We start from the raw sequence: 24,176 nt of genomic DNA on the forward strand, positions 1-24,176 counted from the left end.
GCTCGCAGGCATGGCCCGCGAGCGCTCTGTCACTCAGGCGTCGCCCTTGATTTCCTGATAGCGCTTTTCCAGCTCCTGGCGAATCTGCCGGCGCTGCTGGGCCTGCATGTAGCGACGTTTGTCTTCGCTGTTCTGCGGTTGCAGCGGCGGTACGGCGGCCGGTTTGCGCTGATCGTCCACCGCAACCATGGTGAAGAAGCAGCTGTTGGTGTGGCGCACCGAGCGCTCGCGAATGTTCTCGGTGACCACTTTGATGCCGACTTCCATCGAGGTGTTGCCGGTGTAGTTGACCGACGCCAGGAAGGTCACCAGTTCGCCGACATGGATCGGCTCGCGGAAAATCACCTGATCCACCGACAGGGTCACCACGTAGCGGCCGGCGTAGCGGCTCGCGCAGGCGTAGGCCACTTCGTCGAGGTATTTGAGCAGGGTGCCGCCGTGGACATTGCCAGAGAAGTTGGCCATGTCGGGGGTCATCAGTACCGTCATCGACAGCTGGGCGTTTCCGGGTTCCATAACGTTCTCACGGGTCAAGGCAGGGTTGCTGGAAGAAGCACCTCTGCGGGTGCCTGGTCGCTTTTCAAAACCACCGTTATCGGGACGCCGGGCAACTGGCCGCCGTCACGCCCGGATCGATCTGTTTCCATATATTGCACCGCCTTTCAGCCGGAAGTCGCGGTGTTACCCTGCAAAAGCCCACCCCAAGGGCGATTCCTACATCTAAAGCGGATTTTTACTCAGCTCGCCCAGACGTTTTCAGACGCCTGCCGCGAGCATCGTCATTCAAGGAGCCCACGCCATGCATGCCATCAGCTTTATTCAGGATCTGGCGGTGATCATGCTGGTCGCAGGCGTGGTGACTGTGCTGTTCCACCGTTTCAAACAGCCGGTAGTGCTCGGCTACATCGTCGCCGGCTTCATCATCGGCCCGCACACGCCGCCGTTCGGCCTGATCCACGACGAAGAAACCATCAAGACCCTCGCCGAGCTGGGGGTGATTTTCCTGATGTTCTGCCTGGGCCTTGAGTTCAGCCTGCGCAAGCTGTTCAAGGTCGGCGCCACGGCGTTTATCGCGGCGTTCCTGGAAATCATCCTGATGATCTGGATCGGCTACGAAATCGGCCGCTGGTTCGACTGGAACACCATGGACTCGCTGTTCCTGGGCGCCATCCTGGCGATTTCCTCGACCACCATCATCGTCAAGGCGCTCAACGATCTGAAGATGAAGAACGAGCGCTTCGCCCAGTTGATCTTCGGTGTGCTGATCGTCGAGGACATTCTCGGCATCGGCATCATTGCGCTGCTTTCAAGCATCGCGGTCAGCGGCACGGTCAGCTCCGGTGAAGTGTTTTCCACGGTCGGCAAACTCTCGCTGTTCATGATCGTCGCGCTGGTCATCGGTATTCTGCTGGTCCCGCGATTGCTGGCCTATGTGGCGAAGTTCGAAAGCAACGAGATGCTTCTGATCACTGTGCTCGGCCTGTGCTTCGGCTTCTGCCTGCTGGTGGTCAAGCTTGAATACAGCATGGTGCTCGGCGCATTCCTGATCGGCGCGATCATGGCCGAGTCGCGGCAGTTGCTGAAGATCGAACGCCTGATCGAACCGGTTCGCGACCTGTTCAGCGCGATCTTCTTTGTCGCCATCGGCCTGATGCTCGACCCGATGATCCTTCTGCAATACGCGTGGCCGATTGCGGTGATCACCGTCGCCGTAGTGCTGGGCAAGATGTTGTCCTGCGGCCTCGGTGCGTTTATCGCCGGCAATGACGGACGCACCTCACTGCGGGTCGGGATGGGCCTTTCGCAGATTGGCGAATTCTCCTTCATCATCGCCGCGCTGGGCATGACGCTGCAGGTGACCAGCAACTTTCTTTATCCGGTCGCCGTAGCGGTCTCGGTCATCACCACGCTGCTGACGCCGTACCTGATCCGCGCGGCCGATCCGCTGTCGATCAAGCTGTCTGCTGCCATGCCGCAGCGTCTCGGGCGGGTGTTCGGGATGTATGGCGAATGGCTGCGCAGCATTCAGCCGCAGGGCGAGGGCGCGATGCTGGCGTCGATGATCCGGCGGATTCTGTTGCAGGTCGGGGTCAATCTGGCGCTGGTGATTGCGATCTTCTTTGCCGGCGCGTTCTTTGCCGGGCGCCTCTCGACGTGGCTGCAGGACTGGATCAGCGATCCGAGCTGGCAGAAGGCGTTGATCTGGGGCGGGGCGTTGCTGCTGTCGCTGCCGTTCCTGATCGCGGCCTATCGCAAGCTCAAGGCGCTGTCGATGCTGCTGGCCGAGATGGGCGTGAAGCCGGAGATGGCGGGGCGTCACACACAGCGAGTGCGCCGGGTGATCGCCGAAGTGATCCCGATCCTCTCGCTGCTGGTGATTTTCCTGCTGCTGGCAGCCTTGTCGGCCAGTATCTTGCCGACCAACAAGCTGCTGGTGCTGGTCGCCGTGGTTGCGGCCGCCGTGGCGGCGCTACTCTGGCGCTGGTTCATCCGGGTGCACACGCGGATGCAGGTGGCCTTGCTGGAAACCCTCGACAACCACAAGGAATCGTCGGGGCATTGATCCGGCGGGGCGGCTGGGGGGATCAGCTTTCCAGCCAGACGTCCCGTGCCCAGTGCCAGACCGATTCCCAGGACTCTTCGGTGATCAGCTCTTCTTCGCCGGACCACAACACCACGGTGCCGTCTTCTTCGACGCAGTAGTAGTTGTCGCCGTCCTGGCAGATCGGGATCAGGTCGCGCGGCACGCCGGCGTCCCAGGCGTTGGCCGCCACATCCGGCAGGTAGGTGTGGGACTGCGGGTCGGTGACGGTCACCGGCTCCAGGCTGCCGTAAACCACGTCGCTGACGGTCAGCAGAAATTCCTTGAAGACAAACGGGATGTTGATGAAGAGCTCTTCTTCGACTTCCACCAGTTGGTCTTCGTCAGGCAACTCCAGGGGAACCGGTACGGGTTCGTTGGCTTCGCGCAGTTGTTCGATGATTTCTTCCACGTCCGGGATCCTCTTGCTTGAATGGCGCGGTTTATATGGGGCGGTTTATACAGTAGCTCGCTATAGATGCAACCGCGAAATAGAAAACCCCGGCCGAGGCCGGGGTTTTTATTGCTGCGGGTAAAACGTCGGAGGTGATCAGCCGTTCTGGCGGATACCGGCGACCAGCCAAGGCTGGTTGTCGCCCTGCGGACGTTCCATGTTCCAGCTTTCGCTGAACACTTCGCCCTGGTCGAAACGCGAGGTTTTCGACACACCGGTGAAGGTCAGGGTCGCGATGGTCTTGTCCGCACGATCATCCACGCCATCCAGTTGAACCTGAAGGTTGTCGATGTAGGTGGACTGGAAGCCATCACCCAGATCCGCACGCTCACGCTTGAGGAAGTCGAGCATTTGCGGGGTCACGAACTCGGCGATCTTGTCCATTTCGTTGGCGTCCCAGTGCTGCTGCAACGCCTGGAAGTGGCTGCGGGCGGCTTCGAGGAAGCGCTGCTCGTTGAACCAGGCCGGTGCGTTGATCACCGGACGGGCGGCAGCCGGAGCGGCCGAACCACCGAAGATCGAACCCATGGCAGCCGGCTTCTGCTCGAACACTTCACGCTGCATCGGCGCGCCGGCCGGAGCGAACTGCTCCTGCTGCTTGCGGCGACGAGCGGCGATGAAGCGGAAGATCACGAACGCGATCACGGCCATGATCAGGATGTCGAAGATCTGCATGCCCTGGAAGCCGCCGCCCATGAACATGGAAGCGAGCAGGCCACCGGCGGCGATGCCGGCCAGAGGGCCGAGCCATTTGGAAGCGCCACCGGCCTTGGCGGCGGCGCCAGCGGCACCGGCAGCGCCCGCGGTCGCTGCCGCGCCGCCGACGCTTGGAGAAGAAGGAGCCATCTGGCTGGTCTGGTGCGTCGGCGCAGCGCCGGCGCTTTTGCCACCACCAAAGCGCTTGGCGTTGGCGTCGAGGCTCATCGTCAGGCCGATGCACAACGCCATGGCGATGCTAAGAAAACGTTTCATAAAGGGAATTCCCGTTTGTGGAGACACGCGCGCCATGTTGCACAGCTGAAATGTCACTGGCTAGCGAGAGAGTGTTTCGGGCTTTTGCCTGACAGGTTACGTTCAGCTCGGTCGAGGCAATAAGGCCATGTACTTTTGTCTGTAGGAAAAGTAGGTACGTTCAGTGGGGAATTGATCAGCGTCGAAACGCCAACATCACCACGCCAGCCGTGATCAGGCCGATGCCGCCCCATTGGCGCAGGTCGAGTTTCTCACCCAGCAGGATCACACCGAGCACCGCCACGAGCACCACGCTGAGCTTGTCCACCGGGGCGACCAGCGAGGCCGGTCCGACTTTCAATGCCCGGAAGTAGCACAGCCACGAAGCCCCGGTACCCAGGCCCGACAGCAGCAGGAACAGATAGCTTTTGGCAGAGATCGATCCCAAGGACTGATATTGGCCCGTGGCGTACAAAATCAAGGCCAGACTGACGAGTACCACGATGGTGCGCAGCAGGGTGGCGAAGTCGGAGTTGACGTTTTCGATGCCGACCTTGGCGAAGATCGCCGTCAGTGCGGCGAAGGTGGCCGAGAGCAGGGCCCAGAATGTCCAGGAGGAAAAGAAGCCAGAGCCCATGTTTCGTACCTTTCAGGATTGAACCGTTGCCGTGTGATCGTTCCCACGCAGACGCCTCGACGTGGGAACGATGAGCAACTTTAGATCGCTTCCAGCTTCGCGTAACCCAGCATCAGCCACTTGCTGCCTTCGCTGAAGTTCACCTGAACCCGCGCCTGGGCGCCGGCGCCTTCGAAGTTGAGGATCACGCCGTCGCCAAAGATCGAGTGCCGTACGGCCTGGCCGAGGCTGAGACCGGTTTCCGGGATCTCGGCGCCGCTGAACAAGTTGCTGCCGCTCATCGACTGGTTGCCGCCGAACGGTCGGCTGACGCTGTTCGACAAGCGCACTTCCTGAATCAGGCCTTTCGGTACTTCCCGTACGAATCGCGACACCTTGTTGTAGGTTTCGCTGCCGTACAGGCGTCGGGTTTCAGCGTAGGTCATCACCAGGTTCTGCATCGCCCGGGTGATGCCGACGTAGGCCAGGCGCCGTTCTTCTTCAAGACGTCCCGGTTCTTCCAGGCTCATCTTGTGCGGGAACAGGCCTTCTTCCATGCCCACCAGGAACACGTAAGGGAATTCCAGGCCCTTGGCGCTGTGCAGGGTCATCAACTGAATGCTGTCTTCGTGCTCGTCGGCCTGGGTGTCGCCGGCCTCCAGCGAAGCGTGGCCGAGGAATGCCGCCAGTGGCGTCAGGTCTTCGTCTTCTTCGGTGTTCTCGAAGTTGCGCGCGGCGCTGACCAGTTCCTCAAGGTTTTCCACCCGGGCCTGGCCTTTCTCGCCTTTTTCCGCTTCGTGGTAAGCGATCAGGCCGGATTGCTCGATGACAGTCTGAGTCATCAGGTGCAACGGCATCTCGGCGCACTTGGCGGCGAGGTTCTCGATCAGCTCGATAAACGCGCCGAGGGCGCCGGCGGCACGACCGGTCAGGCCTTTATTGGCCACCAGTTGGCGCATGGCTTCCCACATCGACACATCGCTGTGACGGGCATGGTCGCGAATCGCTTCGACGGTTTTTTCGCCGATGCCGCGAGCCGGGACGTTGATGACTCGTTCCAGCGCCGCATCGTTGCCGCGACCTTCCAGCAAACGCAGGTAGGCCATGGCGTTCTTGATTTCCGCCCGCTCGAAGAAGCGCTGGCCGCCATAGATGCGGTACGGGATGCGTTCGCGCAGCAAGGCTTCTTCCAGAACGCGGGATTGGGCGTTGGAGCGGTAAAGAATCGCGATATCGCTGCGAGCCAGGCCGGTTTTCAGCGCGCTTTCGATGGTTTCGACAACGTAGCGTGCTTCATCGTGTTCGTTGAACGCGGCGTACAGGTTGATCGCTTCGCCGTCGCCGCCGTCGGTCCACAGTTCCTTGCCCAGACGCCCTGTGTTGTTGGCGATCAAGGCGTTGGCGGCTTTCAGGATGCCGGCGGTGGAGCGGTAGTTCTGCTCCAGACGGATGGTCACCGAGTCCGGGAAGTCGGAGGAATACTGGTGAATGTTCTCGATTTTCGCGCCGCGCCAGCCGTAGATCGACTGGTCGTCGTCGCCAACCACCATCAGGCTGTCGCCGCCCTTGCCGAGCAGACGCAACCAGGCGTACTGCACGGCGTTGGTATCCTGGAACTCGTCCACCAGAATGTGCCGGAAACGCTTCTGGTAATGCGCCAGCAGGCCCGGATGGTCGCGCCACAGGTCGAGGGCGCGCAGCAGTAGTTCGGAGAAATCGATGACGCCGGCGCGCAGGCAGGCAGCCTCGTAGGCTTCATAGATGCCGCGCATGGTGGCCAGGTACAGATCGCCGCTGGCCTGAATGTGTTGCGGACGCAGACCTTCGTCTTTCTGCCCGTTGATGAACCACTGGGCCTGACGGGCCGGCCAGCGCTGTTCGTCCAGCCCCAGCTCACGGATCACCCGTTTGACCAGTCGTTGCTGGTCATCGCTGTCGAGGATCTGGAAGGTCTGGCTCAGCCCGGCTTCCTGCCAGTGCGCCCGCAGCAGGCGGTGCGCCAGGCCGTGGAAGGTACCGACCCACATGCCGGCCGGGTTGATTCCCAGCAATTGCTCGATGCGGTGACGCATCTCGGCAGCGGCCTTGTTGGTGAAGGTCACCGACAGGATCGAGTGGGGCGAGGCGTTTTCGACCTGGATCAACCAGGCGATACGGTGCACCAGCACTCGGGTTTTGCCGGAGCCGGCACCGGCCAGGACCAATTGACGACCAACGGGAGCCGCTACGGCCTGGCGTTGGGCATCGTTGAGGGAGTTCAGCAGAAGGGAGAGATCATCGCGCATCGGGGCATTCTAGGGTGCGCCGCAGGCCCGGGCAAACCGAGCTTTGCATTAGCCGATGAAAGTGCTGCCAATGACGACTGGTCGGTCACCGGCTACAGGCGTTGGCCCGCCTCGCTTCGGGGCTTTCGCGGGTGTCGGGAGGCCGAAAAGTTTCGGCGAAATTATGATCTGGAGCAGTTTGGCAAGTGGTTGGGCTTGTGTATGCTCCGTCCACGTTTCCGGGCGCATGCTCACACTTATAAGAACAAGAACGTTGCCTATGACCCTCAGCTTCGACCTGTCGGGCCCCTCTGTGGAACCCCGGGTGATCCGCAAGCATTACGCCACCCAGATGGCGGTCGAGCGCACGCGCCTTCTTTATCAGGGTTCGCTGTTGCCCACCCTGTTCATGTTGATCAATGGTCTGGTCTGCGCCGGTTTGCTCTGGAGCCCGCAGCGTTACTTCGTGGTCAGCGTCTGGATGGTGTGGCTGCTGTCGCTGGTGGCACTGCGGGTGATTCAGGTCGCGGCCTTCGATTCGGCGATTCCCGATCGCCAGGCCCAGCCGATCTGGGGGCGGATGTTCCTGCTCGGTTCGACCATGACCGGCCTGACCCTGGCCGGCGCCGGCATCGCCCTGGTCCCGGCCGACAACTTCATGCAGCAAGCCTGGGTGTTCGGCCTGATCGGCGCCGCGACCTTGTCGGCCAGCGTGGCCTACGCCGTGAGCATCCCGGCCTTTCTTTCCTTTACCTTGCCGTGCCTGCTGCCGGCCATCGGCTATCTGTTCTGGGGCGGTGACGAACAGGCGCGTGGCTGGGGCTGGCTCGGGCTGATTTTGCTCGGCTCCCTGAGCGTGGTGGCGTGGCAGGTCAATCGGCTGATCGACCGTGGCTTGCTGCGTCGCTTCCAGAATCAGCACCTGATCGAGCATCTGCAACAGGCGCAATCGCGCAGCGAACAGCTCAATCAGGAGTTGGCGAAAGAAATCGAGCACCGCCGCTGCGCCGAGGGCAAATTGCGCGAAGCCCAGGTCGAACTGGAAGATCGTGTGGCCCAACGCAGCCGTGAGCTGGACGCCGCCAATCAGGCCCTGAGCAAAAGCGAAGCGCGCCTGGCGCTGGCGTTGAAGGCCAGTGAGTTGGGGCTGTGGGACTGGAATCTGCAGACCGACGAAGTTCACCACACGCAGATTCAGGAGCTGTTCGGCATTGACCCGGAATACGTCACCGGGCTGCTGAGGCATCTGCGGCCACGCTTGCACCCGGAAGATGTGCCGGCCCTCAAGCGAGCGCTGATCGAGCATTTGAAGGGGCGCACCGAGGATTATCAGATCGAGTACCGCGTGCGCCATGGCGACGGCCACTGGGTCTGGATCGAAGACCGGGGGCGTGCGGTGGAGCGCGACGACAGCGGACGGGTGATCCGCATGGTCGGCACCCGGCGCGACATCAGTGTCAGCAAAAGTCTGGAGGCCCAGCAGCAATTGGCGGCCACGGTATTTGAGGCCGCCAGCGAAGGCATTGTGATCCTCGACCCGAACTATTCGCTGATCGCCATCAATCAGGCTTTCAGCCGGGTCACCGGTTACGACATCGACGATATGCTCGGGCGCAACGTCGTTGAACTGCCGTGCAGTCGCGATGCCCGCCGACATTACGTTGCCATCCGCCACGCGCTGGAGCAGCACGGCAGCTGGCAGGGCGAACTGGTGGAGACCCGCAAGAACGGCGAGTTGTACCCGCAGTGGCTGCAACTGAATGCGGTGCGCGACAGTCGGGGAAATGTGAGTCATATCGTTGGCTTCTTCGCCGATCTGTCGGCGCGCCGCGAATCCGAAGAGCGTATGCGCTACCTGACCCACTACGACGAACTCACCGGCCTGGCGAATCGCTCGCTGTTCCGCGAACGCCTGCACGAAGCCCATCAGCGCGTGCGGCAGGGCGGGCGGCGGAGTCTGGCGCTGCTGCACATTAATCTGGATCGCTTCAAATTGCTCAACGACAGCCTCGGTCATGAAATTGCCGACCAGTTGCTGCAAAGGATGTCGCGGCGTCTGGTCAGTGCCTTGCCGGAAGCCGACACCATTGCCCGGTTGTCCGGCGACGAGTTCGCGGTGCTGTTCGATGCCTATGGCAACCTGTCGAGCCTGGCGCGGGTCGCCACGCGGCTGTCGGCCAAACTGCGCCTGCCACTGACGGTAGAGGGGCATGAACTGGTGGTCAGCGCCTCGATGGGCATCAGTATGTTGCCGGACAACGCCCGGGAGATTTCCGCGCTGGTCAGCCAGTCGAATATGGCCATGCAACATGCCAAGCATCTGGGCGGCAACAACTTCCAGTTCTACACCGACAGCCTGCAAGCCAGCACGCTGGAGCGTTTGCAGCTGGAAAACCAGCTGCGCAAAGCCATCGAAGACCAGCAACTGAACGTGTTCTACCAGCCGAAACTGTGTCTGGCGACCGGCCGTCTCAACGCGGCCGAAGCGCTGGTGCGCTGGGATCACCCGACCATGGGCCGGGTGCCGCCGGGGGACTTTATCGGTCTGGCTGAAGAGACTGGGTTGATTGGTCCGATTGGCGAGTTCGTGTTGCGCCAGGCCTGTTGGCAGGCCTGCGAATGGCAGCGTCAGGGGCTGGCACCGATCCGGGTTTCAGTGAACCTGTCGGTGCATCAGCTGCGCCAGGGGAAACTGGTCAGCCTGGTGCGACAAGTGCTGGAGGAAACCGGCCTGGCGCCGCACTACCTCGAACTGGAACTGACCGAAAGCCAGCTGCTCGACAGCGTCGAACACATCATCGCCACGTTCCAGCAGCTGCGGGATCTGGGGGTGAAACTGGCGATCGACGATTTCGGCACCGGCTATTCATCGCTGAGCTATCTGAAGCGGATTCCGGTGGATTACGTGAAGATCGATCAGGCCTTTATCCGCGGGTTGGGCGAGGGCAGCGAGGACGCGGCGATCACCCGCGCGATCATCGCCATGGCCCATGGCTTGTCCTTGAAAGTGGTGGCCGAAGGCGTCGAGCGGCTGGAGCAACTTGAGTTCTTGAAGGCCGAAGGCTGCGACGAGGTGCAGGGGTATCTGATCAGCCGTCCGGTGGAGGCTGCCGGTCTGGCCGGGTTGTTGCGCCAGCAGGAAAATCCCCGGTAAAGGGCTACATGCAGCGCATGTCGCCTGATCCGGGGCGATCCAGTTACGCATTGAGCAGGCAAAATGCGGATTCATGTAGTATAACTACAAGCTTGCTACATCCTTGGCATCTGGCCAAAGCACATCTTTCCATAACAAGAGTCCAGCCCCTTGAATCTGCTGCAACACATCGCCCAGTCACGTCACCTGTTACGCAAGTCGGAGCTCAAGGTCGCCGACCACGTGCTGCTTGACCCTGCGGCAGTGATGCACAGTTCCATGGCCGACCTGGCCCACAGCGTCGGCATCAGCGAGCCGACCATCGTGCGCTTCTGTCGCGCCATCGGTTGCTCCGGTTTTCAGGACCTGAAACTCAAACTCGCGCAAAGTCTTGCGGCCGGTGCCAGTTTCGGTCAGTTCGCGATCCATGAAGACGACTCCGTCGCCGACTACAGCCTGAAGATTTTCGACACCACGTTGCACACGCTGATGGAGGTTCGCGAGAAGCTCGATCCGCTGGAATTGCAGCGAGCGGTGACGCTGATGTCCCAGGCGCAGCGGGTCGAATTCTATGGTTTTGGTGCGTCAGGCGCGGTGGCGGCGGATGCGCAGCACAAGTTCTTCCGTCTGCTGCTGACTGCGGCGGCGTATTCCGACCCTCACATGCAGGCGATGTCGGCGGTGACGCTGAAGCCGACCGACGTGGCGATCTGCATTTCCCAGTCCGGCCGTTCCAAGGACCTGCTGATCACCGCCAACCTCGTGCGCGAGAGCGGTGCATCGCTGATCACCTTGTGCCCGAGCCAGACGCCGCTGGCCGAGCTGTCGACCGTCAACCTGGCGATCGATGTTCATGAAGACACCGAAATCTATACGCCGCTGACCTCGCGTATCGCCCATCTGGTGGTGATCGACGTGTTGGCGATGGGCGTGGCCATGGCGCGCGGGCCGAGCCTGGTCAACCACCTCAAGAGCGTCAAACGCAGCCTGCGCAGCTTGCGCTTGTCGCCAAAATCGGTGAAAGCGCTGGATGACTGATGGTCATGGGGTGAAGGCAATCTTCATCTGCCTGTAACCCCGACGCAGCCAAACCGTCATCCCTCGCGCCTATCGTGAAACTCCCGTAATCGCCTTGGGAGACTCGAAATGGCTCAGCCTTACGAAGAACGCAACAGCGCCGCGAAAACCCGTCGTCAGCAGGAAGACCAGCGCCGCATGGAATTTCGCCGCGCTATCGAAGATCGCTTCGAACTCCGCCAGCTTCAGGCCGAAATCGGCGATTTTCCCGAGGACATCAATCACTGGCAGGCAGCGCCTTCAGCTTCCCGTCGAAGCGCTCAACCAGCGCGCTGATCTGCACCCGTTCGCTGCGGATAAACGCCAGGAAGGCGTGGGCCACCGGTGACAACCGTTTGGCTTTGGCTTGCACCAGGCACCAGCTGCGCAACAGCGGCAACTCTTCGACCGGCAGCTCCACCAGGCCGCCGGTCGCCAGCTCCAGGTTCAGGGCGTGGCGCGTCAACAGTGCCAGGCCCAGACCCGCCAATACGCATTCACGCTGAGCTTCCGCCGATGCCACTTCCTGGGTCTGGGTGAAGTGCACGCGCTTCTCCTTGAAGTACTCCTCGCAAGCCAGTCGCGTTCCCGAGCCGGGTTCGCGAATCAGCAGGGTGTAGGGCTCCAGATCCTGCAAACGCAGCGGCCCCATGTGTGCCAGCGGATGGTCTGGTCGCGCGGCCGCCACGATCGGATTGTTGAGGAAGGGGAGGAATTCCAGGCCCATGTCCTGCGGCACCATCGACATGATCACCAGATCGTCGCGGTTGTCAGAGAGTCGGCGGATCACCTGGCCGCGGTTGACCACCGTCAGTTGCAGATTCACTTCCGGATGCTGGCGTTTGAACGCTGCAAACAGGTGCGGCACGAAGTATTTGGCGCTGGATTCCACCGCCAGTTTCAACTGGCCCTGCAGCGAGCCCTGCATGTCCGACAGCTGCATGTCGAGGTTTTCCAGGCGGCCGAAGATGTCGCGGCTGGCGCGCTGGAGTGCTTCGGCCGCCTCGGTCATGTAGAGTTTTTTGCCGACGTAATCGAACAGCGGCTGCCCGATCAGCTCTTCGAGCTGACGAATCTGTAGGCTGACGGCCGGTTGTGTGAGAGACATTTCCTCGGCTGCGCGGCTGTAGGAGCGCAAATCACACACTTCGTTGAAGATCTGCAATTGACGCAATGTCATACGCATCAAGGACTTACGCATTTTCTACAGGCTCTGGCCGCTGGCTGGTGCAACGACTATAAGTCTTTACTTATGCCTGACCCAATTTTTATTCATTTTTGTTAATCCCTTGTGAGCGCTAGTGTGAAGGCGCGACCAGATTGAAACATTTGGTCACGCGTCGACCTGGGTCTAGCAGGTCGTGGGTACCACCGGCTCAAGGGAACCTCCAAGTGATAACAAAGATCCTGATCGCCAACCGTGGTGAGATTGCCGTACGAATCGTGCGTGCCTGCGCCGAGATGGGCATTCGCTCGGTTGCGATTTTTTCCGACGCCGACCGACATGCCTTGCATGTGAAGCGTGCGGACGAGGCCCACAGCATTGGTGCCGAGCCGCTGGCCGGTTACCTGAACCCGCGCAAGCTGGTGAACCTGGCCGTGGAAACCGGCTGCGATGCGTTGCACCCCGGCTACGGTTTCCTTTCGGAAAACGCCGAGCTGGCAGACATCTGCGCCGAACGCGGTATCAAATTCATCGGCCCGTCGGCGGAAGTCATCCGCCGCATGGGCGACAAGACCGAAGCACGCCGCAGCATGATCAAGGCTGGCGTACCGGTGACGCCGGGCACCGAAGGCAACGTCTCGGGCATTGAAGAGGCGCTGACCGAAGGTGATCGCATTGGTTACCCGGTGATGCTCAAGGCCACCTCCGGTGGTGGCGGTCGCGGTATCCGTCGCTGCAACAGCCGCGAAGAACTCGAACAGAATTTCCCCCGGGTCATTTCCGAAGCCACCAAGGCCTTTGGTTCGGCAGAAGTGTTCCTGGAAAAATGCATCGTCAATCCGAAACACATCGAAGCGCAGATCCTCGGTGACAGCTTCGGCAACGTGGTGCACCTGTTCGAGCGCGACTGCTCGATTCAGCGCCGCAACCAGAAGCTGATCGAAATCGCCCCGAGCCCGCAACTGACCCCGGAACAGCGCGCCTACATCGGCGAGCTGTCGGTGCGCGCGGCCAAGGCCGTGGGTTACGAGAACGCCGGCACCGTGGAGTTCCTGCTCGCCGAGGGCGAGGTGTACTTCATGGAGATGAACACCCGGGTGCAGGTGGAACACACCATCACCGAAGAAATCACCGGGATCGACATCGTTCGCGAACAGATCCGCATCGCCTCCGGCCTGCCGCTGTCGGTGAAACAGGAAGACATCCAGCATCGCGGTTTTGCCCTGCAATTCCGGATCAACGCTGAAGATCCGAAGAACAACTTCCTGCCGAGCTTCGGCAAGATCACTCGCTACTACGCCCCCGGCGGCCCGGGCGTTCGTACCGACACGGCGATCTACACCGGCTACACCATTCCGCCGTTCTACGACTCGATGTGCCTGAAACTGGTGGTGTGGGCACTGACCTGGGAAGAGGCGATGGACCGTGGTCTGCGCGCCCTCGACGACATGCGTCTGCAAGGGGTCAAGACCACCGCCGCGTACTACCAGGAAATCCTGCGCAACCCGGAATTCCGTAGCGGCCAGTTCAATACCAGCTTCGTTGAAAGCCATCCTGAACTGACCAACTACTCGATCAAGCGCAAACCCGAAGAGCTGGCCCTGGCCATCGCCGCCGCCATCGCCGCCCACGCAGGCCTGTGAGGAATAGAACAATGACTAAAAAGATTTTCGTAACCGACACCATCCTGCGCGACGCCCACCAATCGCTGCTCGCCACCCGCATGCGCACCGAAGACATGCTGCCGATCTGCGACAAGCTGGACAAGGTCGGCTACTGGTCGCTGGAAGTCTGGGGCGGCGCGACCTTCGACGCCTGCGTACGATTCCTGAAAGAAGACCCGTGGGAGCGCCTGCGCCAACTGCGCGCCGCGCTGCCCAACACCCGTCTGCAGATGCTCCTGCGCGGCCAGAACCTGCTGGGCTACCGCCATTACAGCGATGACGTGGTCAAGGCGTTCGTCGCCAAGGCCGCGGTCAACGGTATCGACGTGTTCCGCATCTTCGACGCGATGAACGACGTGCGTAACCTGCGCGTGGCCATCGAAGCGGTGAAGGCTGCCGGCAAACACGCCCAGGGCACCATCGCCTACACCACCAGCCCGGTGCACACCATCGACGCGTTCGTCGCCCAGGCCAAGCAAATGGAAGCCATGGGTTGCGACTCGGTGGCGATCAAGGACATGGCCGGTTTGCTGACCCCGTACGCCACCGGTGAACTGGTCAAGGCACTCAAGGCTGAGCAATCGCTGCCGGTGTTCATCCACTCCCACGACACCGCCGGTCTGGCCGCGATGTGCCAGTTGAAGGCCATTGAAAACGGTGCCGACCACATTGACACCGCGATCTCCAGCTTCGCCTGGGGCACCAGCCACCCGGGTACCGAATCGATGGTCGCAGCCCTCAAGGGCAGTGAGTTCGACACCGGTCTGAACCTGGAACTGCTGCAGGAAATCGGCCTGTACTTCTACGCCGTGCGCAAGAAGTACCACCAGTTCGAAAGCGAATTCACCGCCGTCGACACCCGTGTTCAAGTCAACCAGGTACCGGGCGGGATGATTTCCAACCTGGCCAACCAGTTGAAAGAGCAGGGCGCGCTGAACCGCATGAACGAAGTGCTGGCAGAGATCCCGCGCGTGCGCGAAGACCTCGGCTTCCCGCCGCTGGTGACCCCGACTTCGCAGATCGTCGGCACCCAGGCGTTCTTCAACGTGCTGGCCGGTGAGCGTTACAAGACCATCACCAACGAGGTGAAGCTCTACCTGCAAGGCGGCTACGGCAAGGCGCCGGGCACCGTGAACGAGAAGCTGCGTCGTCAGGCCATCGGCAGCGAAGAAGTGATCGACGTACGTCCGGCCGATCTGCTCAAACCGGAAATGACCAAGCTGCGTGCCGATATCGGCGCACTGGCCAAGTCCGAAGAAGACGTGCTGACCTTCGCCATGTTCCCGGACATCGGCCGCAAATTCCTCGAAGAGCGTGCCGCTGGCACCCTCACCCCGGAAGTGCTGCTGCCGATCCCGGAAGCAGGCAAGGTGGCTTCGGCCGGCGGCGAAGGCGTGCCAACCGAGTTCGTCATCGACGTCCACGGCGAAACCTACCGCGTGGACATCACCGGTGTCGGCGTCAAGGCCGAAGGCAAGCGTCACTTCTACCTGTCCATCGACGGCATGCCGGAAGAAGTGGTGTTCGAACCGCTCAACGAATTCGTCGGTGGCGGCAGCAGCAAGCGCAAGCAGGCTTCGGCACCGGGCCACGTCAGCACCACCATGCCGGGCAACATCGTCGATGTGCTGGTCAAGGAAGGCGACACCGTCAAGGCGGGCCAGGCTGTGCTGATCACCGAAGCGATGAAGATGGAAACCGAAGTCCAGGCCGCGATTGCCGGCAAGGTCACTGCCATTCATGTTGCCAAGGGTGACCGGGTGAACCCGGGCGAAATCCTGATCGAGATCGAAGGCTGAGATAACGGCCTCGATACAACGCTTTAAACCTCGGGGGGGCATGTGCTCCCCTTTTTTTTGCCTTTCAGGCGCTGCCGCAGTGAGCGGCAGCGCCCGACCGGGGCTCAGAACGCCATTCGCCACTGGCCCGATACGCCGTGGTTGCGACTGTCGGTGCCGATTTCTCCGGTCAGACCGACACCCACAGCGTGGCTGTTCGAGATCGCCAGATCCAGCCCGGTGTCGAGCTGCAGACTGTTGCGATCCAGTTCGGCGCCGTAAACGGTGTAGTCATGGCCGCCGGTGGCCAGCCGTTGGCGGGTGCTGGTGTAGGTTTCGCCGTAAACGTGTTTCCACCCCGCGCTGAATCGTGGCGTGAGGCGCATGCCGTTATCCAGCGTGCTGACTTTCGCCATGCGCAGGCCGACAGTGGTGTTGAAGTTGCCTTGGGATTGGGCGTGAACCTTGAGCGCCGCAGCCCCACCTTTCTCGGTGTAGCCGTCACGCTGGTAGCGTTGGTAGCCGAGGCCGGCAAACGGCTCGATGCTGACGTTGGCCCGGCCAAGGTTGTATCCCGACTCGATGAACGCTTGCTGGGTGCTGGCGTGGTAGCTGCCCTTGAGCCGGTCATGGAAGCGACCGAACGCGACTTCGCGGCGTGTGCTGCCTTCATGGCTGCTCCAGATTGCACCGAGCCGAAGTGACAACGGACCTGTCTGGCGCAAGGCATAAGCGCCCAGGTGCCAACTGTCGAGATCGCCGTCCAGCTCTTTGCTGTCGATGCGCGTGTCGGAGGTGCCGCCCATCAATCCCAGGCGCCATGCTTCATCGAGGCGCCAGTCCGCACCGAGTAGCAGTCCCTTGGTGGCGTGCTGCATGGGTTCCTCATCGCGATCCAGTTTCCCGCCGTGTCCGAGGGCTTGCAGCCAGACCCTGCCGCTGTCGGCACTTCCGGCTGCATGGCGAGGTGCGTTTCCTTGGGTATCGTGGATGTTGTCGAGTGGGTGCATGGCCGAGAGCAGGCTGGCGCCGATCGGCGTGACGCTGCTCAAGGTTGCCTTGGCGAGGTTGGCGTTACTGCCGCCGGCCAGTTGATCGTAGGCGATGGGGGTCGTGGTTTCGTCGGCAGCGAGCAGGGCTTCGATGGCTGCGTTGCCGGCGGATGGAGGGGAATCCGTTGACGGTGGTTGGTCAACCACTTGGGTTTGTTGAGCTGCGGGCGTTTCGGCCAGAACCGGTTCCGGTAAGGGCGTTGGTTTTTCGATGCTTTCTTCGAGCGCGCTGCCGCTCTCTGTCGTGGCGACTTTCTTGGGTTGAATGTCATCGGATGTGTGCGCGGGTACTGCCGGAACCTCAGTGCTGACGGGGCTTGTTTCGGGTGTCGGAACGATCCTTTCTTCACGCGGTATTTCTTCGGCGAGACTGAGTGGAGCAGGTATTTCCTTCTTCTTGCGCGGCTTTTTGACCTTCACCTCGATATCGACGTGCGCGTCGGGTTCTGATTGCTCCGCCAGTGAAAATTCTACGCAACCGATAGCCAGCGCAACCGCCAGGACAAGATGTTGGAGCTTGTATTTGCATTGAATGGGCATTCAGTTTGGCCTCATGAAGGATGAGGCCAAACTGTAAAAGTCGAGGCCGGTACACCGATGCCGGGCGATTCCGAGCCGGGCGCAGGGGATGACGTCTGCTTTTGTAGCCCGGTCGGTGGCGAGTGATGAGCCTGCCCTGGTTTACCCGATCGACCAGATGCCTTTGCCTACAACCCCCGCTGAAGTATCGATTGGCGAAACCTCAGAAACTCATCTGCCACTGCCCGATCAGCCCGTGATTGCGACTGTTGCTACCAATCTCGCCGCTGTAACCAAACCCCAGCGTATGCCGCGCCGAAACGCCCAGATCCAGTCCCGCTTCGAGGACCAGGCTGTCACGATCCAGCGAGCTGCCATCGACGCTGAACGCGGTGCCACCGACGACGAACGCCTGACGGGTCGAGCTGCTGACATCGCCATACGTGTGTTTCCAGCCTGCCGCCATGCGCGGGGTCAGGCTCATACCGTTTTCGAGCGAGTTCAGGTGCGCCAGGCGCAGACCGACGGTGCTGCTGAAGTTGTCCTGAGTCTGACTGTCGACTTGTAACGCCGCCGCGCCACCCTTTTCCTGATAGCGGTCGCGGTGATAGCGCTGATAGCCGAGGCTGGCGAACGGTTCGGCGCTGAGCCGCCCGCTGCCCATGGCGTAGCCGAGTTCGGCGAAGGCTTGCTGGCTGTTGGCGTCGTAATCGCCTTTGGGTCGGTCGCTGAAACCGTTGAACGCGACCGTGCGTTTGCTCTCGCCCTGATGACCGCTGTAGGCCGCGCCCAGACGCAAGGCTATCGGGCCGTTTTGATGCTGGGCATAGACCCCGGCGTGCCAGCTTTCGACATTGCCATCGACGCCGGTGGCGTCCAGATCGGTCTTCGAATAACCACCGAGCAAGCCCAGTCGCCATTGCGGATTCAGCGCCCAGTCGGCACCGAGTACACTGCCCTTGGTACGTTGTTCCAGACTGCCATTGCCATGTTCGCCATCGAGCTTGCCGTAGCCGCCGATGGCTTGCAGCCAGAGCCGGCCCTGAGCATTGGGATCATTCAGGTTTCGGGCTGCGGCCGGTACGCCGTTGGCGGCGAGGATCGGTGTGTCGCGCTGATCGAGGCCGACCATCAAGCCGGGACTGCCGCCCATCTGTTGCATCGCCGAGAGCATGCTGCTGCCGACCTGGCTGCTGGCGCCGAGGGTGGCGCTGGTCAGGTTGGCGTTGCTGGCGCCGGCCAGTTGCTCGATGGCTGCGCCTGCACTGCTTTGAGTGGTGTTGAGCAAGGCGTTGTACAGCGCATTGTTCTTGCCCATCGAGGCCAGGCTGTTGGCAGCGTTGCTGCCGTTACCGGTGGCGGCGAATTCATTGAACGCCACGTCGTTGCGGGTGTAGGTCAGGTCGATCTGAGTCGGCGTGTAGGCGAGGGTTGGCGTGAGGAACGCGTAGTCGCTGGTGACCGCGCCGAACGTACCGTTGACCCGCGCAGCCTGCAGCACCGTGTAATGGCTCTGCCACGGATACGTGCCGCTGCCGGGATTGACCGCCAGTGTCGCGCCATTGAGGTTGGCCGTGCCGCCGACCTGGACCGGCGCGCTGCTGCCATCGGCGTTGACGCCGTAGGCGAGGGTGGATGCGCTGCCCATGTTCAAGTCGTGCACGATGGTTGCGGTACCGAGCCGGGTGTCAGTACGCAACGTGCCATTCACGTTGAGGTTGCTCACCGAACCACCGCCGGCATACACACCACCGGCGTCCACGGTCAGGTTGCCGGCGATGCCGCCCTGGTTGATCAGGGTGGCGCCATTGCGCACGGCACCGCCGTCGCTGAAATCGCCGCTACCGGTGAGGGTCCAGGCGCCTTGTTTGACCTCCAGCCATTCGAAATTGCGGCTGGCACCGAAGCTGCCGCCCGCCGCGTCGTCCATCACTACCCGGTCGTAACCGGTGCCGCCATCGACCACGCCGACAAAACGACTGCCGTTGCGCAGTGTCAGGCTGTCGTTGCCACCGCCCAGGTCCAGCGCCAGGCCGTTGCTGCCGGTGATCGTGCCGCCGTTGATCACGTTGTCGGCGAACTCACCGACGAACTTCACGCCGAAACCGTCGAGCCCTTGAATGGTGCCGTAGTTTTCCAGCGTGGTGGCCGCCAGTCCCGAACCGCCGCTGCCGTCGTCCACCAGAATGGCGCTGTTGGCACCGCTGATCAGGGCACTCTTGGCGTTGAGAATGTAACCGCCGCCCAGCGCGATGCCTTCACTGCCGTTGGCGAAACCACCCTTGTCCACACCGCCGGCGCCAACGCCTTGAATGGTGCCGTAGTTTTCGATGTGGGCGATTTTGTCGATGTCCACGCCGTCACCGTCGCCGTTGGGCTGCAACCCGGAATACGCACCAGTGATGGTGCCGTGGTTGATCACCGTGCCGTCGCCGTCGGAACCGAAACCGGAACCATTGCGCCCGGTGATCTGCCCGTAGTTCACCAGCGTCGCCCCGAGGTCGGTGGTGATGCCATGTCGGCCGCCGGAAATCACGCCGTAGTTGGTCACGCTGACACCGGTTGCGGTGTCGATATCGATGCCGTCGAACTTCTGGTCGGCGTTGTGCGAGTCACCGGTCGAGATCTCGCCATAGTTGCTGATGGTCGCGTTGGCGCCGGTCTTCATGCCGTCGCTGGCGTCGCCGCGAATCAGCCCGCCTGCGCGGTTGATGATGGTGGTTTTCACCCCGTCGCTGCGCAACGCATCCAGATCCAGATCCAGGCCCTGGCCGGTGGTCGAGCGAATGGTGCCGCTGTTGTCGATCAACAGGCTGCCGCTGACGAAGTTGCTGTCGATGCGAATCGCGTCGTTGGAGCCGAGAATCTGTCCGCCGCTGCGGTTGTAGATGGCGTAATTGCGCGCCTGGGTCAGATCGCCACTGCTGTCGATGGCCCGGCCACCGCTGGAAATGATCTTGCCGGCGTTGTCGATGATCACGCCGACACCGCTGGTGCCATCCTTGAGACTCACGGCCTTGCCGCTGTTGGTAATGCTGCCCGGCGCCGAAATCGTCAGGGTGTCGTTGCCGCCCAATGTCTGCGACGCGGTGGTGGCGGTGTCGATTTGCACGGTCTTGCCGTGGGCGGCGCCGGTGGCGATCAACAGGGCGGTGGCAAGCGACAGGCGCTGAGGCGGGAACGACATGGTGAGAACGTCCTTTTTGTTCTAAGCGGGGCGTTCTGTATAGCGGAGGGTTTTTACAGAATGATGTCTGTGACGAACTCGGCTGCATCTGCATTATTTTGCATCTATCGCGAAGTTCAGATGTCTTATCTGCACTTTATTGCAGATAAGGTGCCTCATCGTTCTTCATGAATGCACTATATTGCAGTTTAGATCGACGAATTTTTTGACGGAATGCATTTAATTGCAGGTGATGACCGCATGCACAACCTGACATTGCAGATATTCGACGCCGGCAAATGGCACGACGCGATGGTGTTGAGTTTCGACGCGCCCGACAACGGTTTCGAAAGCCGTTGCAGTTTTGGTTATGAGACGGCGTACCTGGTCTCAAACATTGAGGCCATCGGATCTCCTTTTTCCAAGGCCGTGAGTGCGCGGTATCCCCTGGATTGGGAAGGTCGACGATCCATCACGCCTGCATTCGTGCATGACATTGCACCGGCAGGCGCCGCTAAAAGGTTTCTTCTCGCACGTCTGGGGCAGGAGAAACCTGCAGACATCAGTGCCGATCTTTATCTGCTCGGACGCTGCACTCCGGCTCCGATCGGCAACATGCGAATAAAAGAATCAGCCGAGGTTGTCGATGAGCGCAAGCCCATCGGGTTTGAGCGCCAGGAGGTCATCAGCCGTGACCACCGGTTTCTTGAATACGCCTACGAAATGGGGGCTGCGATTGGCGGTGCGACAGGGGCCGGAGGCGAAGCGCCCAAGATTCTTCTGGCTGAGGATCGTGCCGGTCTTTTGTACCCCGATGCAGTGCTGGATGATGAAAACGTCCGCCAGCATTGGTTTGTGAAATTCGCTCGGAATAAAGGCGGTCAAACCGATCAAGACATCCTGCGCAGCGAGTTCCACTACTACCAGGCGCTTCAGGCGCTTGGTATCGAAACAGTCGCAGCAGAAGGTCTGGCGTTAGAGGAAGCGAACAAGCCCAGCTTGTGGATGCAGCGTTTTGATCGTCAGGTGACAGCGCAAGGTGTAGAGCGTTTTGCCGTGGAGTCGATCTACTCGCTGGCCGAGGTGACAACGCCGGGAAGCGCTATGAATCATATGGATGTCATTCGTATGCTCGCCAAGCTGTGGCGCAATGCGGGGCAAGCGGATCAGATTCCGGCGCTGGTGGCGGACTATTTACGCCGGGACCTGATCAACAAAATTCTTGGCAACTCGGATAACCACGGTCGCAACACTGCAATCATTCGCGATGTGGACTCGTATCGTCTGGCCCCCATTTATGACCTGGCTCCCATGGTCATAGATGACGAAGGTGTAACTCGCACGACCAAATGGCCAAAAGAGCTGGAGAGGGCGGGTGATGTCGATTGGCGGGGCGTATGCCGCGCATTGGCGGACATTTCCGATCCGGATGACCCATTGGCAGGGTTGTCCGACGCGCCGGAATCTTTCGAGCGATTGCGTGAAGATGCGCAGTGCCTGGCCGAATTGCCGGACATTTTAAGCGCCAGTGGATTGCCTGACCGGACAATGAATCATCCGGGCGTCCACCTGAAAAACCTGGAGCAACGTTTGAAAGAGTGGGATCTGAAATGAGCATGACTGTCGCCGAGCGCACCGTGCTCATCGAAAGCATTCAAGAAGCACTGGCTCAAGGAACAGTGGAGATCGGTGAGGCCGTTCGCCGTTTGCGCGTGGAGGTGACCGGGTTGCATCAGACCCAGTTTGCGAGGATGTGCAAGATTTCGGTGCGTACGTTGGTGCACATCGAACATGGAGAGGGTAATCAGACGCTCAAATCGCTGAACGCCGTGTTTCGCCCGTTCGGGCTGAAGATGGGTGTGGTGCGGGTTCGACGCGATAACAGCTGAACCCGCAACGCAACATACTTGATTTCGATTGAGCTTTAAGCGCGGCACTCAACCAACCCTTTCACCTGCCCACCCGCCATCTGATTCTCATCACTCAACCAGCGCTCGAACCCGGTCGCAATCGCCGGCCATTCCGAGTCCAGGATCGAGTACCACGCGGTATCGCGGTTCTGGCCTTTCACAACCATGTGCTGGCGGAACACGCCTTCGAAGCTGAAACCCAACCGCTCGGCCGCGTATTTGGAGCGGGCGTTGCCGTTGTTGCATTTCCATTCGAGGCGACGGTAGCCGAGGGCGAAGGATTCCTTGGCCAGCAGGTAGACCGCCTCGGTGCTTTTCGGCGAGCGCTGCATCGGCGCGCCGAAGGTGACGTGGCCGATTTCGATGCGGCCCTGGGCCGGGACGATCGACATCAGGCTGAGGATGCCTTGCACCTGGCCGCTGGCGCGGTCGATGACGCTGAAGAAGTACGGGTCGCTGTGGGCAGCATGGTTGTTCAGCCAGTCATTGAAAGCGCAGCGCTCCGGAAACGGGCCGTAGGGCAAATAGTCCCAGAGTTTCGGGTCGGCGCCCGGGCCTTGCAGGGCGTTGAACAGGTCGTCGCCATGGCGCGCCGGGTCGAGTTTTTCCAGGCGGATGAAGCGGCCTTCGATCAGGGTGGTGGAGGGCGGCGGCACGCCTTTCCAGTCGGCGAGAGAAATCGTCATGCGCGTGGCTCCTTAAATGGCTTTGCGAAACTGGATGAAACCCGGACGCTCGGCGATGCGTTCGTAGAGCTGGATTGCGGTGGCGTTGGTTTCGTGGGTCAGCCAGTGCACCTTGCAGCAACCGTCGGCCTTGGCGGTGGCGTAGACGTGTTCGATCAGCAGACGACCGACGCCGGTGCCACGGGTTTGCGGCTCCACCAGCAAGTCTTGCAGGTAGCAGGAGTTTTCGATGCTCCAGTTCGAACGATGGTAGATGAAATGCACCATGCCCACCGCTTTGCCGTCGGCCCAGGCGAGGGCGGCGTGGGTCGGTTCGTTCGGGTCGAGAAAACGCTGCCAGGTGCTTTGGCTGACGGCGTCCGGCAATTCAGTGTTGTAGAAGCGCAGGTAGGCCTGCCACAGCGGCAGCCAGGCCGCGTGATCGGCGGCGCTGACCGGGCGAATGTCGATCTGACTCATGGTGATTTCCTTAACGCATCAAGTGAGCGAGGGTTTGATCGTTGATGTCGGGGCTGGCGGCCAGGCCTTCGCGCACGCCGGCGATGTCTTCGGGACTGCGGTTCTGGCTGAGCTTGCGCTTGCCTTCGAGACGGTCGATCGGAATGGCAAACCCGACGATGGCCTTGAGCATGCCGTCGATGTAATCGGCCGGGGCATCGTCGACCGACCAGGGCTGGGCGCGGCCGGCCTCGTGGCGATTTGTGAGGGTGCTGACGATGTCCAGCAGTCGACCGCCGTCGCTGAAGGTTTCGGCGTGACCATAGGCATGCACGGCAACGTAGTTCCAGGTCGGCACGACTTTGCCGTGCTCGGCCTTGCTCGGATAAAAGCCCGGGCTGACATAGGCATCGGCACCGGGAAAAATCAGCATGGCCTCGGCGCCGTCGCGCAGGTCTTTCCACTGTGGATTGGCCTTGGCCAGATGCCCGTACAGCGTGCCGTTCGGGCCTTGTTCACGATGCAGCAGCACTGGCACATGGCTGGCCTGCAAGCCCTGTTCGCCGTGAGTCACCAGAATGGCGAGGCGGGTGGCGAGGATCAGTTCGTGCAGTTGGGACAAGTCGTCGATGGCAAAGGCGCGGGGCGTGTACATGGAGAAATTTTCCTTGGCGAATGCCTGCATCGTAGGCAGGCTATTGGTCTGTTGTAAGAGCCATTGATGACCAATTTCATAGGTCCAT

At 61.1% G+C, this 24,176-nt stretch carries 19 protein-coding genes; 8 read left to right on the forward strand and 11 right to left on the reverse strand.

The features are described from left to right. Positions 1-33 precede the first annotated feature (33 nt). Positions 34-516 carry an acyl-CoA thioesterase gene (locus tag AC3WRD_RS24665; protein ID WP_003229693.1) on the reverse strand — a complete coding sequence of 161 codons (483 nt, stop codon included), beginning with the start codon at positions 514-516 and terminating at the stop codon, positions 34-36. 283 nt (positions 517-799) lie between these two features. On the opposite strand from AC3WRD_RS24665, the gene AC3WRD_RS24670 reads away from it, so the two are divergent. After that, positions 800-2,563, forward strand: coding sequence for a cation:proton antiporter (locus AC3WRD_RS24670; protein ID WP_085708788.1), 1,764 nt, complete (start codon positions 800-802; stop codon positions 2,561-2,563). Positions 2,564-2,585: 22 nt separating this feature from the next. Here AC3WRD_RS24670 and AC3WRD_RS24675 read toward each other — a convergent pair whose 3' ends face one another. From AC3WRD_RS24675 to uvrD, 4 genes are all read right to left on the reverse strand, one after another. Next, on the reverse strand, positions 2,586-2,993 hold the full coding sequence (locus AC3WRD_RS24675; RefSeq protein WP_007995855.1) for an SMI1/KNR4 family protein: 408 nt from the start codon (positions 2,991-2,993) through the stop codon (positions 2,586-2,588). Between the two features lie 138 nt (positions 2,994-3,131). Further along, on the reverse strand, positions 3,132-4,007 hold the full coding sequence (locus AC3WRD_RS24680; RefSeq protein WP_102620644.1) for a Tim44 domain-containing protein: 876 nt from the start codon (positions 4,005-4,007) through the stop codon (positions 3,132-3,134). Between the two features lie 175 nt (positions 4,008-4,182). Further along, the gene (locus AC3WRD_RS24685) at positions 4,183-4,623 is read right to left on the reverse strand and encodes an EamA family transporter (RefSeq protein WP_016984014.1); all 441 of its coding nucleotides are present in this window, start codon (positions 4,621-4,623) and stop codon (positions 4,183-4,185) included. An 80-nt stretch (positions 4,624-4,703) separates the two neighbouring features. Continuing rightward, positions 4,704-6,887: a DNA helicase II gene (gene uvrD / locus AC3WRD_RS24690; protein ID WP_102620645.1), complete on the reverse strand. Its 2,184-nt coding sequence runs from the start codon at positions 6,885-6,887 to the stop codon at positions 4,704-4,706. Positions 6,888-7,146: 259 nt separating this feature from the next. On the opposite strand from uvrD, the gene AC3WRD_RS24695 reads away from it, so the two are divergent. From AC3WRD_RS24695 to AC3WRD_RS24705, 3 genes are all read left to right on the forward strand, one after another. Then, positions 7,147-10,020 carry a GGDEF domain-containing phosphodiesterase gene (locus tag AC3WRD_RS24695; RefSeq protein ID WP_102620646.1) on the forward strand — a complete coding sequence of 958 codons (2,874 nt, stop codon included), beginning with the start codon at positions 7,147-7,149 and terminating at the stop codon, positions 10,018-10,020. A gap of 150 nt (positions 10,021-10,170) precedes the next feature. After that, positions 10,171-11,037 (forward strand): transcriptional regulator HexR, encoded by an 867-nt coding sequence (gene hexR / locus AC3WRD_RS24700; RefSeq protein ID WP_007954250.1) that lies wholly within the window; start codon positions 10,171-10,173, stop codon positions 11,035-11,037. A 108-nt stretch (positions 11,038-11,145) separates the two neighbouring features. Next, a complete protein-coding gene (locus AC3WRD_RS24705) occupies positions 11,146-11,352 on the forward strand; it encodes a PA3496 family putative envelope integrity protein (RefSeq protein ID WP_096817116.1) in 207 nt (68 codons plus the stop codon). On the opposite strand, the gene AC3WRD_RS24710 is transcribed toward AC3WRD_RS24705, so the two are convergent. Beyond that, complete coding sequence (locus AC3WRD_RS24710) at positions 11,294-12,256, reverse strand: LysR family transcriptional regulator (RefSeq protein ID WP_096817118.1); 963 nt, start codon at positions 12,254-12,256, stop codon at positions 11,294-11,296. The genes AC3WRD_RS24705 and AC3WRD_RS24710 overlap by 59 nt on opposite strands. A gap of 191 nt (positions 12,257-12,447) precedes the next feature. On the opposite strand from AC3WRD_RS24710, the gene AC3WRD_RS24715 reads away from it, so the two are divergent. Together AC3WRD_RS24715 and oadA are read left to right on the forward strand one after the other, a co-directional pair. Then, positions 12,448-13,863: an acetyl-CoA carboxylase biotin carboxylase subunit gene (locus AC3WRD_RS24715; protein WP_102620647.1), complete on the forward strand. Its 1,416-nt coding sequence runs from the start codon at positions 12,448-12,450 to the stop codon at positions 13,861-13,863. A gap of 11 nt (positions 13,864-13,874) precedes the next feature. Then, positions 13,875-15,683 carry a sodium-extruding oxaloacetate decarboxylase subunit alpha gene (gene oadA, locus AC3WRD_RS24720; protein WP_096817122.1) on the forward strand — a complete coding sequence of 603 codons (1,809 nt, stop codon included), beginning with the start codon at positions 13,875-13,877 and terminating at the stop codon, positions 15,681-15,683. A gap of 104 nt (positions 15,684-15,787) precedes the next feature. Here the strand turns inward: oadA and AC3WRD_RS24725 are convergent, their stop codons facing one another. Beyond that, positions 15,788-16,861 carry an autotransporter outer membrane beta-barrel domain-containing protein gene (locus AC3WRD_RS24725; RefSeq protein ID WP_310650453.1) on the reverse strand — a complete coding sequence of 358 codons (1,074 nt, stop codon included), beginning with the start codon at positions 16,859-16,861 and terminating at the stop codon, positions 15,788-15,790. Between the two features lie 595 nt (positions 16,862-17,456). Next, positions 17,457-20,420, reverse strand: coding sequence for an autotransporter outer membrane beta-barrel domain-containing protein (locus tag AC3WRD_RS24730; protein WP_102620649.1), 2,964 nt, complete (start codon positions 20,418-20,420; stop codon positions 17,457-17,459). Positions 20,421-20,660: 240 nt separating this feature from the next. On the opposite strand from AC3WRD_RS24730, the gene AC3WRD_RS24735 reads away from it, so the two are divergent. Both AC3WRD_RS24735 and AC3WRD_RS24740 read left to right on the forward strand, forming a co-directional pair. Next, complete coding sequence (locus AC3WRD_RS24735; RefSeq protein ID WP_102620650.1) at positions 20,661-22,013, forward strand: HipA domain-containing protein; 1,353 nt, start codon at positions 20,661-20,663, stop codon at positions 22,011-22,013. Next, entirely contained in the window at positions 22,010-22,288 is a 279-nt protein-coding gene (locus tag AC3WRD_RS24740) for a helix-turn-helix domain-containing protein (protein ID WP_102620651.1), read from the forward strand. The genes AC3WRD_RS24735 and AC3WRD_RS24740 overlap by 4 nt, the downstream gene beginning before the upstream one ends. Before the next feature lie 35 nt (positions 22,289-22,323). Here the strand turns inward: AC3WRD_RS24740 and AC3WRD_RS24745 are convergent, their stop codons facing one another. Genes AC3WRD_RS24745 through AC3WRD_RS24755 form a run of 3 tightly spaced genes read right to left on the reverse strand, consistent with a single transcriptional unit; the run spans position 22,324 to position 24,088 of the window. Continuing rightward, positions 22,324-22,995: a GNAT family N-acetyltransferase gene (locus AC3WRD_RS24745; protein ID WP_102620652.1), complete on the reverse strand. Its 672-nt coding sequence runs from the start codon at positions 22,993-22,995 to the stop codon at positions 22,324-22,326. Between the two features lie 12 nt (positions 22,996-23,007). Then, positions 23,008-23,454 (reverse strand): GNAT family N-acetyltransferase, encoded by a 447-nt coding sequence (locus AC3WRD_RS24750; protein WP_011336633.1) that lies wholly within the window; start codon positions 23,452-23,454, stop codon positions 23,008-23,010. Between the two features lie 10 nt (positions 23,455-23,464). Beyond that, complete coding sequence (locus AC3WRD_RS24755) at positions 23,465-24,088, reverse strand: FMN-binding negative transcriptional regulator (protein WP_096817136.1); 624 nt, start codon at positions 24,086-24,088, stop codon at positions 23,465-23,467. Positions 24,089-24,176: the final 88 nt, after the last annotated feature.

The sequence above is a fragment of the Pseudomonas sp. FW215-R2 genome, assembly GCF_058789255.1.

Excerpts from the sequence above, each read along its gene's own strand:
- AC3WRD_RS24665 (WP_003229693.1), bottom strand. The coding sequence starts at position 516 with ATGGAACCCGGAAACGCCCAGCTGTCGATGACGGTACTGATGACCCCC.
- AC3WRD_RS24670 (WP_085708788.1), top strand. The coding sequence starts at position 800 with ATGCATGCCATCAGCTTTATTCAGGATCTGGCGGTGATCATGCTGGTC.
- AC3WRD_RS24680 (WP_102620644.1), bottom strand. The coding sequence starts at position 4,007 with ATGAAACGTTTTCTTAGCATCGCCATGGCGTTGTGCATCGGCCTGACG.
- AC3WRD_RS24685 (WP_016984014.1), bottom strand. The coding sequence starts at position 4,623 with ATGGGCTCTGGCTTCTTTTCCTCCTGGACATTCTGGGCCCTGCTCTCG.
- uvrD (WP_102620645.1), bottom strand. The coding sequence starts at position 6,887 with ATGCGCGATGATCTCTCCCTTCTGCTGAACTCCCTCAACGATGCCCAA.
- AC3WRD_RS24695 (WP_102620646.1), top strand. The coding sequence starts at position 7,147 with ATGACCCTCAGCTTCGACCTGTCGGGCCCCTCTGTGGAACCCCGGGTG.
- AC3WRD_RS24705 (WP_096817116.1), top strand. The coding sequence starts at position 11,146 with ATGGCTCAGCCTTACGAAGAACGCAACAGCGCCGCGAAAACCCGTCGT.
- AC3WRD_RS24710 (WP_096817118.1), bottom strand. The coding sequence starts at position 12,256 with ATGCGTAAGTCCTTGATGCGTATGACATTGCGTCAATTGCAGATCTTC.
- oadA (WP_096817122.1), top strand. The coding sequence starts at position 13,875 with ATGACTAAAAAGATTTTCGTAACCGACACCATCCTGCGCGACGCCCAC.
- AC3WRD_RS24730 (WP_102620649.1), bottom strand. The coding sequence starts at position 20,420 with ATGTCGTTCCCGCCTCAGCGCCTGTCGCTTGCCACCGCCCTGTTGATC.
- AC3WRD_RS24735 (WP_102620650.1), top strand. The coding sequence starts at position 20,661 with ATGCACAACCTGACATTGCAGATATTCGACGCCGGCAAATGGCACGAC.
- AC3WRD_RS24740 (WP_102620651.1), top strand. The coding sequence starts at position 22,010 with ATGAGCATGACTGTCGCCGAGCGCACCGTGCTCATCGAAAGCATTCAA.
- AC3WRD_RS24745 (WP_102620652.1), bottom strand. The coding sequence starts at position 22,995 with ATGACGATTTCTCTCGCCGACTGGAAAGGCGTGCCGCCGCCCTCCACC.
- AC3WRD_RS24750 (WP_011336633.1), bottom strand. The coding sequence starts at position 23,454 with ATGAGTCAGATCGACATTCGCCCGGTCAGCGCCGCCGATCACGCGGCC.
- AC3WRD_RS24755 (WP_096817136.1), bottom strand. The coding sequence starts at position 24,088 with ATGTACACGCCCCGCGCCTTTGCCATCGACGACTTGTCCCAACTGCAC.